The following is a 16,772-nucleotide window of genomic DNA, read 5'->3' as shown; positions in this document are numbered from 1 at the left end:
ATCCGAAGAGGATTCGCATCATCCAAATATCCTAATAAAAGGGCAGGCATATCCCGCACAGGGGAACATGCGCGATACCTAAAGAAAGCCGACTAAATCCGCAGCGGCTAAGGCATCCCTATAAATGGACAGTCGAATCCTATCTTCAGAACAAGCACAAGTATGAAAATTCATACGAGTTAACAAGTCTAAATAGTAGGATTAGTTATCCATGTTCAGGGTACCTCATCTTTCCCGCAATCCGAGTTTGCGTCATAAATGTTTCTGCCACATTGTAACGAAAACCGGACGTTATCGTCAAGAACGAAAAACAGGGGGGTGTCCGCCCCCTGCCCTCAGGTTAATCTTGCGCCTGCCGGACGCTCTCGTCCACACGGCGCAGAACTTCGTCCGCCGTCATGCCTTGCGCGTTGATAACGGACGCCATCGTGGCGCGGTCCGCCATGCCCATCATGTTTTTATCTTCGCCGGAAATGACGCAGCAATCGCAAGCATCCAGGCCGCCGGACAAATCCATAACTTCGTGGCCGTTGTTGCGGAGCGCGTCCTTAACGTTGTTCAAGCTGTTTTCTACGGCAACTCTTGCCATGGTCGAGTTCCCTCCCGATGTCAATGGTAATGTTGTACATGGGATATTGTGGCTCGTACCTCGGCTTGTTATGCATGAGGGAGCGGAGGGGTGGACGACGCGTTTCGGCCGGCCGCCGCCCGAAACGGAAACGACGACGGTCCGCCGCCGGTGTCCCGCCAGTATCTTCGTTTGAACAAGAAGGCAGCCTCCGCCTCCATAATGCGTTCGCCTCGCACCAGCTCGGACGCCAGCCGCTCGTACTCCGCCGCCATGCTCTTCGCCGTAAGCCGTTCGGCCCGCCGAACCGCCGTCTCCAATTCCCGCCGTACCGTTTCCTCGGAATCATTTTGAAAAGTTCTCAAACATTCCGCAAACGACTCGGTGTCCCATGGATCGAATATGTAACGATATTGCCCGCCGACGATTTCCGTCATGCCTCCGCGGCTGCCGACGATCGGTGGGACGCCCGTGCGAAGCGCCTCCAGTACGACATACCCGAACGGCTCCCAGCGGGAAGGCACGAGCAAAGCGTCCAATTTGCCGAAAAAGACCGCCTTTTCCTCTCCTTTGACACGGCCCGCCCATGTCACCCGATCGGATAGTCCGAGACGCCGAATGTCCTCTTTTGCGGCATTTTGATATGAATCGTCTTCCTGCCCGCACGCAATGATCAACTCCCCGGGAACGGAAGAAAGCACTTGTATGGCTTCCCGCAGCCCTTTGCGATAATCGCATCGTCCGAGAAAACCGAATGTCGTTCTGCGGGACGAAACGTTCAACCCGGCGGAAGAAGGCGTGGACAGGCCGTTATGAATGACGCATGTTTTCGACTCAAGGTCGGGGTACAGCAATAGCAGCTTGCCTCGCTCCGCCTCCGAAACGCAAACGATTAGGTCGGCCCTGTCGCACATGCGCTCGAAATAGAAAGGGACTTCATTGGCGCCGCCATACGGGTTCAGCAGATTCCACGGTTCCGTAGTCGGAACGGAATGCACTGCATAAATCAATTTGCGCCCCCGCAAAAATGTTTCATCCGCCAAATAGCCCAATCCGTAAAAATGAAACACCGCGACATCGAACTCAAGCGAGTTCAGCACGTCCATATCGTAAAAACCGGCACACCGAACCTTGTCTGCAGTCAATGAATGGCCGACGTCCCGCGACAAAAATATGATTTGCGTGTCTGGGCCGCTCGCTTTATGAAGTTCATTGATGCATGTTCCTGTGCCGCCCGCAACGTTCGTTCCGAATTCGGTCGTAAAATGCGCCGATCTCACCACAACTTTCCACGCTCCTCCGTTTGCACCCCTAAGTACATAATGGTATAATTGAAAAATGGGAACAAATATTCTCTTATTGGTTGGGTGATCCAATGAGCGGTTTTGCAATGATGGACAAAAAATTCGAGCTTGTGTCCGAGTTTTCTCCGCAAGGCGATCAGCCTAAGGCGATCGAGCAATTGACGGAAGGCGTATTGAACGGGAAGAGATATCAGACGCTGCTCGGGGCGACAGGGACGGGCAAGACGTTCACGATCGCGCAGACGATCGCCCGCCTGAACCGGCCGACGCTCGTGATCGCGCACAACAAGACGCTGGCGGCGCAGTTATGCAGCGAGTTTAAAGAGTTTTTTCCGAACAACGCCGTCGAGTATTTCGTAAGCTATTACGACTATTATCAACCGGAAGCGTACGTTCCCGCAACCGACTTATACATCGAGAAGGACTCCAGCACGAACGAGGAGATCGACAAGCTTCGGCACTCAGCCACAAGCTCTCTCTTCGAGCGGCGGGACGTCATCATTGTAGCGAGCGTATCCTGTATTTTCGGTCTCGGTTCTCCGATGGAATACCGGGATCTTACGCTCAGCTTGCGCGTCGGCACGGAGCGGCCCCGCAACGAGATTTTGCATAAGCTGGTGGACATTCAATACCAGCGGAACGACTTCAACTTTGCCCGCGGAACGTTTCGCGTTCGCGGCGACGTAGTGGAGATATTCCCGGCATCCACGCATGAGCGGGCGATTCGCGTCGAGCTGTTCGGCGACGAAATCGAACGAATTACGGAGATCGACGTACTGACGGGTGAGATTGTCGGGGAGCGGGAGCATGTCGCCATATTCCCGGCGTCTCACTTCGTCACGCATGAAGAGACGATGAAACGAGCGCTGCTCGACATCGAACGGGAACTGGAAGAGCGGCTGGAAGAGCTGAGGGGTCGTGGAAAGCTGCTGGAAGCGCAGCGGCTCGAGCAGCGGACGCGGTACGACCTCGAGATGATGCGGGAGGTAGGCTTCTGCTCCGGAATCGAGAATTATTCGGGTCCGCTTACGTTCCGTCCCCGGGGGGCGACACCGTACACGCTGCTGGACTTCTTCCCGGATGACATGTTGATCGTCATTGACGAATCGCATGTTACATTGCCGCAAATCCGCGGCATGTATAACGGCGACCGCGCCCGGAAAGAAATTTTAGTGGAGCACGGCTTTCGTCTTCCCTCGGCGCTTGATAACCGCCCGCTGCGGTTCGAAGAGTTCGAGAAGAAGATCAACCAAATCATATTCGTGTCAGCGACGCCGGGGCCGTTCGAATTGGAGCATTGTCCGGAGATGGTCGAGCAGATCATCCGGCCGACCGGTCTTCTGGATCCGGTCATTGAAGTGCGCAAGACGCAGGGGCAGATCGACGATCTGATCGGGGAAATCCGCGACCGGATCGACAAAGACGAGCGGGTGCTCGTAACGACGCTCACGAAGAAGATGGCGGAGGACCTTACCGATTTCATGAAGGAGATCGGTATTAAAGTGCGCTATCTCCATTCCGATATCAAGACGCTGGAACGGATGCAGATTTTAAGGGATCTTCGTCTCGGCGTATTCCACGTGCTTATCGGGATCAACCTGCTGCGCGAAGGTTTGGATTTGCCGGAAGTGTCCCTCGTGGCGATTCTGGACGCCGATAAGGAAGGCTTCCTGCGCGCGGAACGCTCATTGATTCAGACGATCGGCCGCGCCGCCCGGAATTCGGACGGAAGGGTCATCATGTACGCAGACAAGATGACTGAATCGATGGAGAAGGCGATTCGGGAAACCGAACGCCGCCGCTCTACTCAGATCGCGTATAACGAGAAGCACGGCATCACGCCGCAAACGATCCGCAAGAAAGTGCGAGATGTCATTGAGGCGACCAAGGCGGCCGAGCAGAAGGCCGATTACTTGGCTGAATTGAAGACCGGGAAGATGTCGAAGAAGGACCGGGCGGAAATCGTCGAGCGGTTGGAGCAGGAGATGAAACAAGCGGCGAGAGATTTGCAGTTCGAACGGGCTGCCGAGCTTCGCGACGCTATATTGGAATTGAAGGCGCAGGGCGCGTAACCGGGGTTCGCCGGGTAGAAGAAGACGCTCGAGCAAGGAGGAAAAGTTTCAATGGCTCAAGAGAATATCGTTATTAAAGGTGCCCGCGCCCACAACTTGAAAAATATCGACGTAACGATCCCGCGCGACAAATTCGTCGTGCTTACGGGGTTGAGCGGCTCGGGGAAATCTTCGCTTGCGTTCGACACGATTTATGCCGAAGGGCAGCGCAGGTACGTTGAATCATTGTCGGCATACGCGCGGCAGTTTCTCGGCCAGATGGACAAACCGGACGTGGACTCGATCGAAGGGCTGTCGCCCGCGATATCCATCGATCAGAAGACGACGAGCCGCAACCCGCGGTCCACAGTCGGTACGGTAACGGAAATCTACGACTATTTGCGCTTGCTGTTCGCGCGGATCGGGCGTCCGCATTGTCCGACGCACGGTACGGAGATTTCATCGCAAACGATCGAACAGATGGTCGACCGCATCATGGAGTACCCGGAACGGACGAAGCTGCAAATTTTGGCGCCTGTCGTAAGCGGAAAGAAGGGCGAGCACGCGAAAGTGTTCGAAGATATCCGCAAGCAGGGCTTTGTGCGCGTCCGTGTAGACGGCGAAATGCGGGAAGTAACGGAAGAAATCGTATTGGAGAAGAACAAGAAGCATACGATCGAAGTCGTCGTCGACCGGATTGTCGTCAAGGACGATGTCCATGCGCGGCTTGCGGATTCGCTGGAGACGGCCACGAAGCTGTCCGAAGGTAAAGTGTTGGTCGATGTGCTCGATACGAAGGAAGAGCTTCTCTTCTCCACGAGCTTGGCATGTCCCGATTGCGGATTCAGCATGGATGAATTGGCTCCGCGGATGTTTTCGTTTAACAGCCCGTTCGGCGCATGTCCGGAATGCGATGGGTTGGGCGCGAAGATGATCGTCGACCCGGACTTGTTGTGTCCGGACAGCTCGCGAAGCATCGACGCCGGCGCGTTCGAGGCATGGGCGGGCAGCACCTCCAACTATTACCCGCAGTTTCTTGCGGCGGTTTGCGACCATTACCGCATTCCGACGGACGTTCCGGTCTCTCAATTGACGAAGGAACAGATGCACGTACTGCTTCACGGGACCGGAGGAGAGCGTATCCGGTTCCGGTATGACAACGAATTCGGAGTTACGCGGGAAGCGGTCGTGCCTTTCGAGGGCATTATTCCGAATCTGGAGCGCAGGTACCGCGAGACGGGCTCAGACGGCATTCGCGAATACATCGAACAGTATATGAGCGCTAAGCCTTGCGCCAGCTGTAAGGGACAGCGTCTGAAGCCGGAAATTCTCGCGGTTACCGTCGGCGGCAAAAATATCGCTTACGTTACGGATTTGTCCATCAATGAAGCGGCAAATTATTTCGAGAGTTTGAAACTCAACGAGAAAGAGACAACGATCGCGCAATTGATTCTGAAGGAAATCCGTGCTCGTCTCGGTTTCTTGAACAACGTCGGACTCGATTATTTGACGCTCAGCCGCGCAGCCGGAACGTTATCCGGCGGCGAAGCGCAGCGGATACGCCTGGCGACGCAGATCGGTTCAAGCCTTATGGGTGTTCTGTATATATTGGACGAGCCGAGCATCGGACTGCATCAGCGCGACAACGACAGGCTCATCCGGACGCTCGAGCATATGCGGAACCTCGGCAACACGTTAATTGTCGTGGAGCATGACGAGGACACGATGCTCGCGGCCGACTATATTATCGACATCGGACCGGGAGCGGGCATTCACGGCGGCCATGTCGTAGCGGCAGGCACGCCGAAAGAAGTGATGGCGGACGATAATTCGTTGACAGGCCAATACTTAAGCGGGAAGAAATTTATCCCCGTTCCGTTGAAGCGCCGCCAACCGAACGGCAAATGGGTGGAAGTGCGCGGCGCCCGCGAGAATAACCTTAAGAATGTGAACGTGAAAATTCCGCTCGGCGTGTTTACGGCGGTAACCGGAGTATCCGGCAGCGGGAAGAGTACGCTCGTTAATGAGATTTTGTATAAAACGCTCGCCCGCGATTTGAACGGCGCGCGCGTGCGACCCGGGGAACATAAGGAAATCCGCGGTCTCGAGCACATCGACAAAGTCATCGATATCGACCAATCGCCGATCGGGCGGACGCCTCGATCCAATCCGGCGACGTATACGGGAGTGTTCGACGACATTCGCGACGTGTTTGCCGTGACGAACGAAGCGAAGATTCGCGGCTACAAGAAAGGCCGCTTCAGCTTTAACGTGAAGGGCGGACGCTGCGAAGCGTGCCGCGGAGACGGAATCATCAAGATCGAGATGCACTTCCTGCCGGACGTGTACGTTCCTTGCGAAATTTGCAAAGGACAGCGGTACAACCGGGAAACGCTCGAAATCAAGTTTAAGGGCAAGTCCATTGCGGATGTGCTCGACATGACGGTGGAAGACGCATGCGAATTTTTCAAGAACGTGCCAAAAATTCACCGTAAAGTACAGACTTTGCTTGATGTCGGTCTCGGGTACATGAAGCTCGGGCAGCCGGCTACCACGCTTTCCGGCGGCGAGGCTCAGCGCGTGAAGCTTGCCTCCGAGTTGTATCGCCGGAGCACCGGACGCACGCTTTACATTCTGGACGAACCGACGACGGGACTTCATATTCACGATATCGCCCGTTTGTTGGAAGTGCTGCATCGGTTGGTCGACTCCGGGGAATCGGTGCTCGTCATCGAACACAACCTCGATGTGATCAAGACGGCCGATTGGCTCGTGGACCTCGGTCCGGAAGGCGGCAACGGCGGCGGAACGATCGTTGCGGCAGGTACGCCGGAAGAACTGTGCACGGTGAAGAGCTCGTACACCGGCAAATATTTGAAGCCGGTTCTGGAGCGTGACCGCGCCCGGACCGAAGCGGAACAAGATCGCGAAGAGCAAAAGAAGATTCAAGCGGTGTGACGGCACACCGAAACTGCATGGGTGTGGGATACGCTTAACGGCGGCCCGCACCTTATTTATTAATCAGAACCGACAACGTTTCGGCTGTGTCCGGGGAACATGTATAAATGATAACCTTCTGATCCGTATTTTCAGGAACATGCAAAGTCACATATTCAAATTCGAGTTTTCCCAGCGTCTCATGATTCATTAGCTTATGTCCGTCGGGCACACTCTTCACATCATATATTGACCACCATAAACGAAAATCTTCGCTTATATTTTTCAGATCTTCTATCAATTCGCGAAACCAAGGATCGCCTGGATAACGCACGCTGTCAGCCCGGAACTGGCCGGTTAAGTTTCTCGCAAGCCGCTCCCAGTTGGGATGGGCCCGCAGCACGGGACTGGTGAAACTGCGCCAAACGAAATTTCTCGTATGCGGCGGAGCGATGTCCGAATAACCGAAAACAAGTTCAGCCGCCCGATTCCACAGCAGCAAGTCCCAACGTCTGCCCATAATATATGCGGGATGGGGATTGAGCGCATGGATCGTTTGTTCCAGTGCAGAGCCGACGGTTTCCTCTTCAGGGGGCAGCGAATTGGCAAAAGATTGCGGCCGCGCCAACAGAAACAAATGCCTGCGTTCCGTGGGTGTGAGACGAAGAGCGTGGGCAATACTCTCCAATACCTGTTCCGAGGGATGAACGTCCCTTCCCTGTTCCAACGCCACATACCACGAAGTGCCGATGTTCGCCAATTGAGCGACTTCCTCACGGCGCAGTCCCGGCGTCCTTCGGCGGCTCCCCGCAGGAAGGTCTACATCCGACGGCGAAAGACGGGCTCGCCGTGTGCGGAGAAATTCCGCCAATGCGCGGCGGCGGTCCAAATCGTCCAACGATACTTCCTCCTTATCCTGACAGTCACAATCGTACGATAAACGAAATCTGGTAGTACGATAAAAAATACATAATACTGAGATTATAACATTGGATACGAGGAGAAGATCAAATGAACATATTAGTTACTGGGGCAACAGGACGAATTGGAAGCAGGATCGTTCCGCGGTTGCTGCAAAGAGGAGATTGTGTACGTGTTTTGGTCCGGCAGCCGGAACGCGCTCAGACATTAAGAGAGCACGGCGCGGAAATTGCGGTGGGAGATTTGCTGCAGCCGGAAACTCTCAACCAAGCAGTGGCGGATATCGATGCAATCGTTCATTTGGCTGCATTTTTTCGAGGCGCAACCGAGGAACAAACGCGCGCCGTAAATTTGGAAGGTACGGTTTCATTGGCACAAGCGGCTTTGCAGGCGAATGTCCGCCGCTTTATATTTGCCAGCACCAATCTTGTATACGGTACGGATATAGGCAGAGCCTTCAATGAAGAAGACTCGCCAAAACCGGCAGGCCCATATCCGGAAACGAAAGCTGCCGCCGAACAGGCGCTCATGCAGCTTCATTACACAAGAGGACTTGATTTGCGTATACTTCGTCTCGCCTTCGTATACGGGGACAAAGATCCGCATTTGTCGGAGGGAATGCAATGGTTTCGCAACTGGAATCCACAGCAGAGAATTCACATGGTTCACCATGCAGATGTCGCCCAAGCCGTTATGCTGGCGACGGATACGCAAGAAATTGGCGGTCAAATTTACAATGTGGCCGACAATGAACCGGCGCCGGCGGAACAGATTATGAAGCTATTCGGAGAGCCTGTCGGTGAGGATGCGGCTCACCGGCCAATAGACACCGCCTGGCTTCAAATTGCGGATACGGCAAAAATTCGGGAAAAGTTAGGTTTTCGTCCTATATATCCTTCTTTACGCAATGCAGTTGAGGCGAACGCTCTGTAGCCGGAAAATGGCTCTGACCTTCAGTTTATTCATTCGACACCGGCACGGCGGCATTATAGTATTCTTCCAGCGTAATTCCTTGACTCGTAATGCTTAGCGCTAATTCAACGCCTATATAACGCAAGTGCCAAGGCTCGTACTTGTACCCGGTAATCGATTCTTTTTCTTTCGGATACCTGATTATAAATCCGTACTCCGCGGCATGCTTCTCGAGCCATTCAGCCTCTTTGGTACCGGCAAAGCAATCCTGTGCCGCACATTTGCCGTTGCTTCCGCTGACATCGATGGCGAGACCGGTTTGATGTTCGCTGTGACCGGGTTCTGCGCTGTATCTTCGCGCATTTTCCAACCCGTCCTTCTTAACATAACGGTTGAACAACGCTTTCTGAGTGTCGTGAGAACGGTAACCCGAAACGCCGGCCAAGAAAATACCGTCCTCTTTCGCAGCTTCGAACATTTCCTCCAATGCATCAGCCGCGACTTTACGCAGCTTGCGTTTATCGATCTTTTCATCAAAAGTAAAATCGACATCGGGATAAACCAAATCGGACGGCTCGTAATCTTCAGGAAGCGCATATTGTTTGTTTACGAGCGCGGCGATGCTTTCGGGAGCTGCGGTGGCCGGTTCCACAACCAATTGGCCGGAATCCGCAGTTACATTTTCAGACTTCGAATTAGAATCGTTTTTCACTCCGTCATCCGGCTCGGGAGAAGGCTGCTCGACATGCGGCGGCTCTGCATCTTGATCAGGAGGAGGTGTTGTATTTTCAACAACAGGCGGTTTATTCGATTGAACGGTTACAGATGCCGGCTCATCTTTGTCTTTAATAGATGCGTTAATTTGCAGCGAGTTGAAAGCCGCAATTGCAATAATGAGAATAACGGCCAAACCAAATACGGAAATTGTTGCTTTGCGCATAAAATTACCTCGGTTTATGTCGAATTTTGCTTCTACTAGTAATAGACTGCAAATCTATATATTTAGTTGCAGTGATAAGAGATTTAATGGCAAAATAATTGCGATAATGTATTAAAAGATTGTCGAAATACGCGCTAATATAGGGAATGCATAATGTCTAGGAACGATAGAAATTAACTGTGGAAGGACGTCTCCTTTGTGGGGGAAATTTGGCGGGATGCTCATTACATTGCCGCAAAAAAAGAGGATGACGCCAAAGCATCACCCGCACCGCAAAATCTATTAAATATTACCCCTTGATACCGGTCATTGCGATACCTTCTATCACATACCGCTGCGTGAACAGATACGCGACCAACGCAGGCACGAGCGCAATGGTCGAGCCCGCCATCATGAGCGTCCAATCGGTAATATACAGCCCTTTAAACATATTCAGCATGAGAGGAACCGTATACAATTCAGGCGTGCTCAAGAAGATGACCGGGTGGAAGAAGTTGTTCCACATGTACAGAAACGTAAAGATGCCAAGGGCCGACAGCGACGGTTTAATCAACGGCAGCATGATGCGGAAGTAGATCGTCGGCAAGCTGGCGCCGTCCACGATGGCGGCTTCCTCCAGATCGTTCGGTATCGTCTTGAAAAATTGCCTCAGCAAGAATACGCCGAAGGCGCTGAATAAAGCGGGTGGCACAATAATGGACAGATGAGAGTCGAGCCAGCCGATTTCTTTCATGATCAAATACAGCGGAATGATTGTAACCTGTTCAGGCACCATGAGCATCGCGACGAACAGAACGAACAAGACGTCACGGTACGGAAAGTTTATCTTTGCAAATGCGAACGCCGCCAACGAACAAGTAAACAGCTGGAGCACGACGACGAGAACGGCAATATATATACTGTTGAAATACGCTTTGTCGAAAGGGAGCGCTTTCAACGATCTTTCGAAGTTTCCCCACACGAACGGATCGGGAATCCATTTCGGCGGGATCAAAAATATTTGCGAAATGTCTTTCAGCGAGCTGGACGCCATCCAAAACAACGGCAAAATCATCAAACAAGCTCCGAGAATAAGCACCGTATGAAGGACGATGCTTCCGATCGAGATGCGAAGAGGGAATGCGGCAGCCAATCGTGGTTTGCTATCGGTAAATGTTGCGTTGTTAGCCTTCATAATGCACCCACCGCCTCGAAATTCTCATTTGAATCAAAGTTAGCAGCAAAATGATCAGGAACATTAACACCGCGGCCGCGGAGCTTTTCCCGAATGCAAAATCTTGAAACGCGTAATCGTAAATGTGGAACACTAGCACACGGCTCGCATTGCCCGGGCCTCCGCCCGTCATGACGAGAATTTGGTCGAACACCTTGAAAGAGTTGATAATGGCGATAATCGTAATAAAAAATGTCGTCGGAGACAGCAGCGGAAGAGTAATGTTCCACAGCTGCTGCATACGGTTCGCCCCGTCGATTTCCGCCGCTTCGTAATACGACTTTGATATTCCCTGCAAACCCGCCAAAAATATGACCATATTGAAACCGATGCCGAGCCATACACTCAAGATCGAAACGGAAGGTATGACATAATTCGGATCGGTCAACCAGCGCGGTCCCGCTATGCCGAACAATTGTTTTAGATACGTGTTCACGATTCCGAAATCCGGGTTCAGCAGCCACATAAACACAATCGCGACAGCCACGGTGCCGGTAACCGTCGGCATGAAATAGATGACGCGGTATACCGTTTTGCCCGCTACGCGGTTAAGCGCCAACGCCACCAACAATCCGATGACGATACTGCTCGGCACCGACAACAGGCTGTACCACAACGTATTCTTTAAAGCGACATGCAGGTCTTTGTCATGCAGCATATAAACAAAATTGTCCAATCCGATGAAGCTTCTTGCCCCGAACCCGTCCCACTTCATGGAGCTAAGCACGAACACGAATATGAGCGGGAGGAGCGAAAAACAAAGCATTCCAATCAACTGCGGGAAGATGAACACGTATCCCCATAACGCATCCGAACGACGTTTATTCATCAGCTTTCCTCCTTCTGGGATAATCGGTGGAACAAAAGGAAGGCGCGCAGGGCACGCAGCCTTCCTTCATGATCGCTGTTCATGTCTTATTTGCCGGCTTTGTATTCTTCGATTTTCTTTTGCGCCGAATCGGCGACATTTTTCAACCCGGCTTCGAAATCGACGTCCGTCAGCCACAGCTCTTCGAGCTTCGTCTTCACTTCGTTCGCCAAGCCCGGAACCGCAGCTTCCTCTAACCAAAGTGCATAACCCACTTCGCGTGCGTCAAGGAAGTATTGAGCATGCTCCGGATCGTTGCCTTCCAGCACAAGATCGTCCGCGCCGAGAACGGAAGGAACCGCATTGCCACCGCCTTGGAGGCGGAACGTTTGACCTTCTTTATTTACGAACTCCGACATAAATATCCAAGCGGCGTCTTTGTTCTTGGTGTTTTTGTTCATGACGAGATAAGCAGTCGGGATAGCGGCGGGTTCCATCTTGTTGCCCGTATTCGTCGGGTACGGCACAACGTCGTATTCAAGAGCGTCGTTCTTGCTGAACACCGGAAGCATCCAGCGGCCGGCACCAAGGAACCCGAGTTGGTTGGACATGAACATCGCGTCGCCGCCTTGCCCTTTCGGAAGCGAACCGGAGAACGTGAAGTTGCCCGCTTTAATGTTGTCAAATAAGAACTTCATCGCTTCCTTGCCCTTCGTGTCTTCATGAAGAACGAAGTTGCCATTCTCGTCATACACTTTGCCGCCGTTGACGGTCGCCCAGCTATAGTAAGGCCCCCACCAGGAATCGAGAACGAAGCCGTATTTACCTGCCGCTTGTATTTTCTCGGTCATCGCCTTGAATGCTTCCCAATTCCATTGGCCCTTCTCGTAGATGTCGTTCGGCATCTCGGTAATTCCCGCTTCTTGCAGTACCTTCTTGTTGAACCAAAGCAGCATCGGGTTACAGTCAACGGTCAAGCCCCATACGTCGCTTCCTTGTTTGGCGGCACCATACAAACCATCGACCAGATCGTTCGGGCCAAGCGCGCTGCCGGGCTTCTCCATGAACGGTGTCAACTTCTCGACGGAGCCGTTGGCAACCAATTGCGAGATCAAGCCGTCTCCGGAATAGAAGACGTCGGGAGCCGTGCCGCCGCTCAGCTGTGTTAACATTTTCTGCTCGTAGCCGTCGTTCGGAATCGGGATAAGCTCCGCTTGGATGTCGGGATGGCGCTTGTTGAAATCGTCAGTAAACTCTTGGAAGCGGCCAAGCTCGCCCGGATTGCCCCAGGTCGACCAAGTAATTTTCACTTTCTCGCCCGATCCGCCGCCACCGCTGCCGCCGCCGTCACCGCCGGAGCTGTTCCCGCCGCCACCGCCGCATGCTTGAAGGAAAAGCACAGAACTTAGCAAGACTGCTGAAAGTACCTTCATTTTCATCATAACCAATCCCCCTATTATTGAATTTGAAAGCGCTTGCTAAGATTATTTTAGCAAGCGCATTTGACGGCTGTCAGTGGGGAATAGTTCAAAAAAGGTGTGTTTTCTTCGGAATCAATCGTGAAAAGATATGAAAACGTTTAACATATTACATAGAGGGTTTGCGGAAACTAAGTATTACTATTGAAAAGTTGATTTCCGTTAATTACGGAGATATGTTCTTGCCGTCTGTCAGCTGCCCAAACTTGCCTTGGAACTCTTTCGGGGATTGGCCGAATACTTTTCTGAATTGTTTGCTGAAATGCTTTACATCGTTAAATCCGCATTGCTCGGCCACTTCGTATATTTTGCACTGCTGGTCTTGAAGCAGCCGTTTGGCGGCGTTCATCCGAACGCCGGTGACGAAATCTATAAAGGTGAGGCCGGTGTGCTTTTTGAATTGTTCGCAGAAGTAATTCCGGCTCATCGACACGTGGGCGGCGGCGTCGGTCAAACTAATGTCGTCTTTGTAATGGGTTTTAATGAATTCGATCGCTTTGGCGATCGCTTTGCTATGATAATCTCCGGTACATTCATGTTTGGGAAAGAGGCGGTCGAGACGCGTGAACAAACTTGCCTTTAACGACTCAATATGCCGGCAGCGGTCGACCGCTTCCAATTCTTCCGCTAACTTAGCTTTCGGATCGCGGTCGGCGGATAAGAACACGTGAACCAATTCCTTCGCTTGCCCTATCACATCTTCGCGAGTCCATGTTTCGTTCCAACAGGAAACGATCTTCACCAGCAATTCATATGCTTTCTCGGTGAAGCCTTCGTTAAGCGCGTTTTTGAGCGCCTTCTTGCACTCCTGAAATTTTGCCGGATCTCTCCGAGCGAATGCGGAGCGCACCGGAGCTTTATATATTCGGCCGTCGCCTTCGAAAAATTGGCGCTGAACCGCGGACGCCGCTTCAAAGAACGCAGAGCGAATGCCGTCCCGGGTAGGGTATACGGCTGAGAGCCCGATCGTGCTCGGTATGTGTCCATTGTTCCAGAGAAGGTGAAGCCGGCATATTTTCTCCCATGCGGCGCTTTCGACTTTGGCGGAAATCCATAGCACCAGCTGCCGGCTGCCGTATCTTACGGCGAAATCGTCAGGAAGCTCGCGATAATAAATGCCGGTCATCCGTTCGTACAGACCGGCTTCGGAGCGTGCGTCCAGCCCGGTCTTTAAGGATACAGGGACGCATACAGCGATGACGTATTCTCCGGTATGGCCGCCCGAAGAAGCCCGCCAATCGTTGATGTTGTCCAATGCGGAGAGCAAGGAACGTTCACCGGCGCTCCTTCTTTCCCGCACAAGCTGGTTATAAATTTGCATTAAAGAACGGTGCAAATCTTCCGGCTCCAGCTTGGCTTTCAACAAATAATCGGATGCGCCGAAGCGCATCGCTTCGCGGGCGTAATCGAATTCGTTATGACAGCTGAGAAGCAGTATTTTTGCTTCCGGATACCTGCGACGGGCCTCCCGGGAAAATTCCAATCCGTCCATCACAGGCATCGCAATATCGGTGATGACGATGTCCACATGCACCTTTTCCATCAATTGAAGCGCTTTCTTTCCGTCGGAAGCTTCCCCTACGACTTGAAAACCGTTGGATATCCAGTCGTACATGGCGCGAAGCCCCGCTCTCGCCAACGGCTCGTCGTCGACAATAAGAACGTTATATGGCATTTCGCTCCTCCTTCGGCGGGGCCCCCGCCAATCGAAGTATGATCGACGTGCCTTCCCCATACGTACTTTCCACTTTTAGCCCGTATTGCGGTCCGTAGAACAATCGCAGCGTCTGATGAACATGAAATAAACCGATCTTCGTCATCCCGCGCAGATGATTTTGGCTCTGCTGAAGCAGCTGCGGGAGTTTCTCCGCCTCGATCCCGATGCCGTCGTCAACCACATTAATCAGAATGTCGTTGTTGTCTCTGCATACGTCGATAGCAATCGTCCCGGCGCCGTCTTTAGGGGCGAGTCCGTGAAAGATCGCGTTCTCGACGATCGGCTGCAGCAGCATGCGCGGTATCAGGATCGAATGCAGTTCATCGGGACAATGAATATGAAGCGACAGTGGTTTATCGATGTACCGGTACTGCTGTATGACCATGTATTTCTTGAGTAAATCGAATTCCTCGCCCAAGGGGACGAACGTGCCGTCCCGCTCGATGCTGGCTTCCAAAAGCGGTATTAAATTCGCAATGGAACGGCTTACATCGTCGGTACGTTGAAAGCGGGCCAAGTGCCGGATCGTATTTAACGTATTGTATAAAAAGTGAGGGTTGATCTGATACCGGAGCGCGCGTATTTCAGCCTTCATTTTCTCGGCTTCTTCCGTTTCTTTCTGAATGATCAGCAGCCGGATTTGTTCGATCATCCGGTCGAAGCTCCGGCCGAGCTGGCCGATCTCGTTAGCGCCGAGAAAACGGCTGCGGACGTTCAAATCTCCTGACGCTCCCCGCCTCATCAGACGGTTCAAGTGGACAAGCGGCCTCGCAATTTTCGTAGTGACAATTACCCCTATTATTAAGGCGTATACGGCGGAGCAGGCAAGGATAATCGCGGTCAAACGTCCGATTTCTTTGGAATCTTGAAGCAATTCTTCGATAGGAATGATCCCCGTCGCATACCAGCCGTTCATAAGGCGTTTAGGGATGACAAGCAGCTCGCGCCCGTCGAGTTCAACACGGTGCTCATTCGGGGACAAGTCGAATGCGGACGCTCTGCCGTACTGCCGCTGATCGGGGTGGTAAATATAGTTGTTGTTCTGATCAACGACAAACGTATAACCGGTTTCTCCGAATTTTACGTTCTGAAGCTCTTGCGTCAGGTGCGTCCCGCGCACTTCAATGAATAGAACGCCCAACAGCTTGCCGTTATACCTGTTTTTCACCGTACGGCCGAGGCCGAATACCGGGATGCCGATATCCGCGCGCTTGAGGAAGGATTTGTTTGTAAGTCCGAACCATACCGGTTTGCCGTCCGCCTCAATAATTTGACGATACCAATCGTCATCCCAATGGCCCGTTACATTCGCCGTGGAGCTGAAAATATTGTTTTGTTTGTTCACGTCGAAAATATATATATCCATTATTTCATTGGAGTTGATAAAGATGGAGTACAGCAGCTCCGAAGCCTGGTTGCTTAATTGAAAGTATTCAAAGCTGTCCCGGTCCACATCGTCCGCTTCCAGCGCTTCCATGATCGTCTGATTGCCGAGAATAAACATCGACCAGTCTTCCAATTTTTTAAGGATGAGATTCACTTTGTCGCTTGCTTGAGTTACGGTTACCGATGCGACGTTGCCGACTTGCTCCTGGACGATCGCGGTCGACTGACGGTGGTTGAGATAGCCTCCCGCCGCGACGGGAATAATCATGCCGATGAAAAACAAGAAGAATAGCTGCCCAGTAATGGAACGGAAAAATGTGCGCCATCTAGGGATCAACTACCATCGCTCCCTTCTGACCATCGTCTGTAACACACATTATCGGGGAGGGGGAAAATTTTCGCAACAAAAAAAGAGGCTGTCCCAAAAGTCATCGTAGATGACTGAGGGACGCCCCTCTTTCAATTTTGTAAACAAAAAGAAACCTTTCCTTGGTAAAATGGAAGTGTCGAGCAACCATTACAAAAGGAGAGGTTTCT

12 protein-coding genes are annotated in these 16,772 nt (G+C 52.4%); 3 read left to right on the top strand and 9 right to left on the bottom strand.

Features of this window, described 5'->3' with window-relative positions:
- Nucleotides 1-340: 340 nt before the first annotated feature.
- Nucleotides 341-589 carry a YkuS family protein gene (locus JET16_RS13630; RefSeq protein WP_199616679.1) on the bottom strand — a complete coding sequence of 83 codons (249 nt, stop codon included), beginning with the start codon at nucleotides 587-589 and terminating at the stop codon, nucleotides 341-343.
- Between the two features lie 68 nt (nucleotides 590-657).
- Nucleotides 658-1,851, bottom strand: a complete 1,194-nt coding sequence (locus JET16_RS13625) for a glycosyltransferase family 4 protein (RefSeq protein ID WP_199616678.1) — start codon at nucleotides 1,849-1,851, stop codon at nucleotides 658-660.
- A 107-nt stretch (nucleotides 1,852-1,958) separates the two neighbouring features.
- Here JET16_RS13625 and uvrB point away from each other — a divergent pair, with 107 nt between their 5' ends.
- Together uvrB and uvrA are read left to right on the top strand one after the other, a co-directional pair.
- Complete coding sequence (gene uvrB / locus JET16_RS13620) at nucleotides 1,959-3,944, top strand: excinuclease ABC subunit UvrB (RefSeq protein WP_325176690.1); 1,986 nt, start codon at nucleotides 1,959-1,961, stop codon at nucleotides 3,942-3,944.
- Nucleotides 3,945-3,995: 51 nt separating this feature from the next.
- Nucleotides 3,996-6,881: an excinuclease ABC subunit UvrA gene (gene uvrA, locus JET16_RS13615; protein WP_199616676.1), complete on the top strand. Its 2,886-nt coding sequence runs from the start codon at nucleotides 3,996-3,998 to the stop codon at nucleotides 6,879-6,881.
- Nucleotides 6,882-6,933: 52 nt separating this feature from the next.
- On the opposite strand, the gene JET16_RS13610 is transcribed toward uvrA, so the two are convergent.
- The gene (locus JET16_RS13610; RefSeq protein ID WP_199616675.1) at nucleotides 6,934-7,758 is read right to left on the bottom strand and encodes a helix-turn-helix transcriptional regulator; all 825 of its coding nucleotides are present in this window, start codon (nucleotides 7,756-7,758) and stop codon (nucleotides 6,934-6,936) included.
- Nucleotides 7,759-7,871: 113 nt separating this feature from the next.
- Here JET16_RS13610 and JET16_RS13605 point away from each other — a divergent pair, with 113 nt between their 5' ends.
- Nucleotides 7,872-8,714 (top strand): NAD-dependent epimerase/dehydratase family protein, encoded by an 843-nt coding sequence (locus JET16_RS13605; RefSeq protein WP_199616674.1) that lies wholly within the window; start codon nucleotides 7,872-7,874, stop codon nucleotides 8,712-8,714.
- A 25-nt stretch (nucleotides 8,715-8,739) separates the two neighbouring features.
- Here JET16_RS13605 and JET16_RS13600 read toward each other — a convergent pair whose 3' ends face one another.
- From JET16_RS13600 to JET16_RS13575, 6 genes are all read right to left on the bottom strand, one after another.
- Nucleotides 8,740-9,633 (bottom strand): M15 family metallopeptidase, encoded by an 894-nt coding sequence (locus JET16_RS13600; protein ID WP_199616673.1) that lies wholly within the window; start codon nucleotides 9,631-9,633, stop codon nucleotides 8,740-8,742.
- Between the two features lie 289 nt (nucleotides 9,634-9,922).
- Nucleotides 9,923-10,807, bottom strand: coding sequence for a carbohydrate ABC transporter permease (locus JET16_RS13595; RefSeq protein WP_199616672.1), 885 nt, complete (start codon nucleotides 10,805-10,807; stop codon nucleotides 9,923-9,925).
- Nucleotides 10,797-11,675 carry a carbohydrate ABC transporter permease gene (locus tag JET16_RS13590; RefSeq protein WP_199616671.1) on the bottom strand — a complete coding sequence of 293 codons (879 nt, stop codon included), beginning with the start codon at nucleotides 11,673-11,675 and terminating at the stop codon, nucleotides 10,797-10,799. The genes JET16_RS13595 and JET16_RS13590 overlap by 11 nt, the downstream gene beginning before the upstream one ends.
- A gap of 86 nt (nucleotides 11,676-11,761) precedes the next feature.
- The gene (locus JET16_RS13585) at nucleotides 11,762-13,096 is read right to left on the bottom strand and encodes an ABC transporter substrate-binding protein (protein WP_199616670.1); all 1,335 of its coding nucleotides are present in this window, start codon (nucleotides 13,094-13,096) and stop codon (nucleotides 11,762-11,764) included.
- A gap of 202 nt (nucleotides 13,097-13,298) precedes the next feature.
- Nucleotides 13,299-14,807 carry a response regulator transcription factor gene (locus JET16_RS13580; RefSeq protein ID WP_199616668.1) on the bottom strand — a complete coding sequence of 503 codons (1,509 nt, stop codon included), beginning with the start codon at nucleotides 14,805-14,807 and terminating at the stop codon, nucleotides 13,299-13,301.
- Entirely contained in the window at nucleotides 14,797-16,572 is a 1,776-nt protein-coding gene (locus tag JET16_RS13575; RefSeq protein ID WP_233531541.1) for a cache domain-containing sensor histidine kinase, read from the bottom strand. Before JET16_RS13575 ends, JET16_RS13580 begins: the two co-directional genes overlap by 11 nt.
- Nucleotides 16,573-16,772: the final 200 nt, after the last annotated feature.

This window comes from Paenibacillus alkalitolerans, from assembly GCF_016482785.1.
In the GTDB taxonomy this organism is placed as follows: Bacteria; Bacillota; Bacilli; order Paenibacillales; family YIM-B00363; genus Paenibacillus_AE; species Paenibacillus_AE alkalitolerans.
This window is presented reverse-complemented; position numbering and strand designations above follow the sequence as displayed.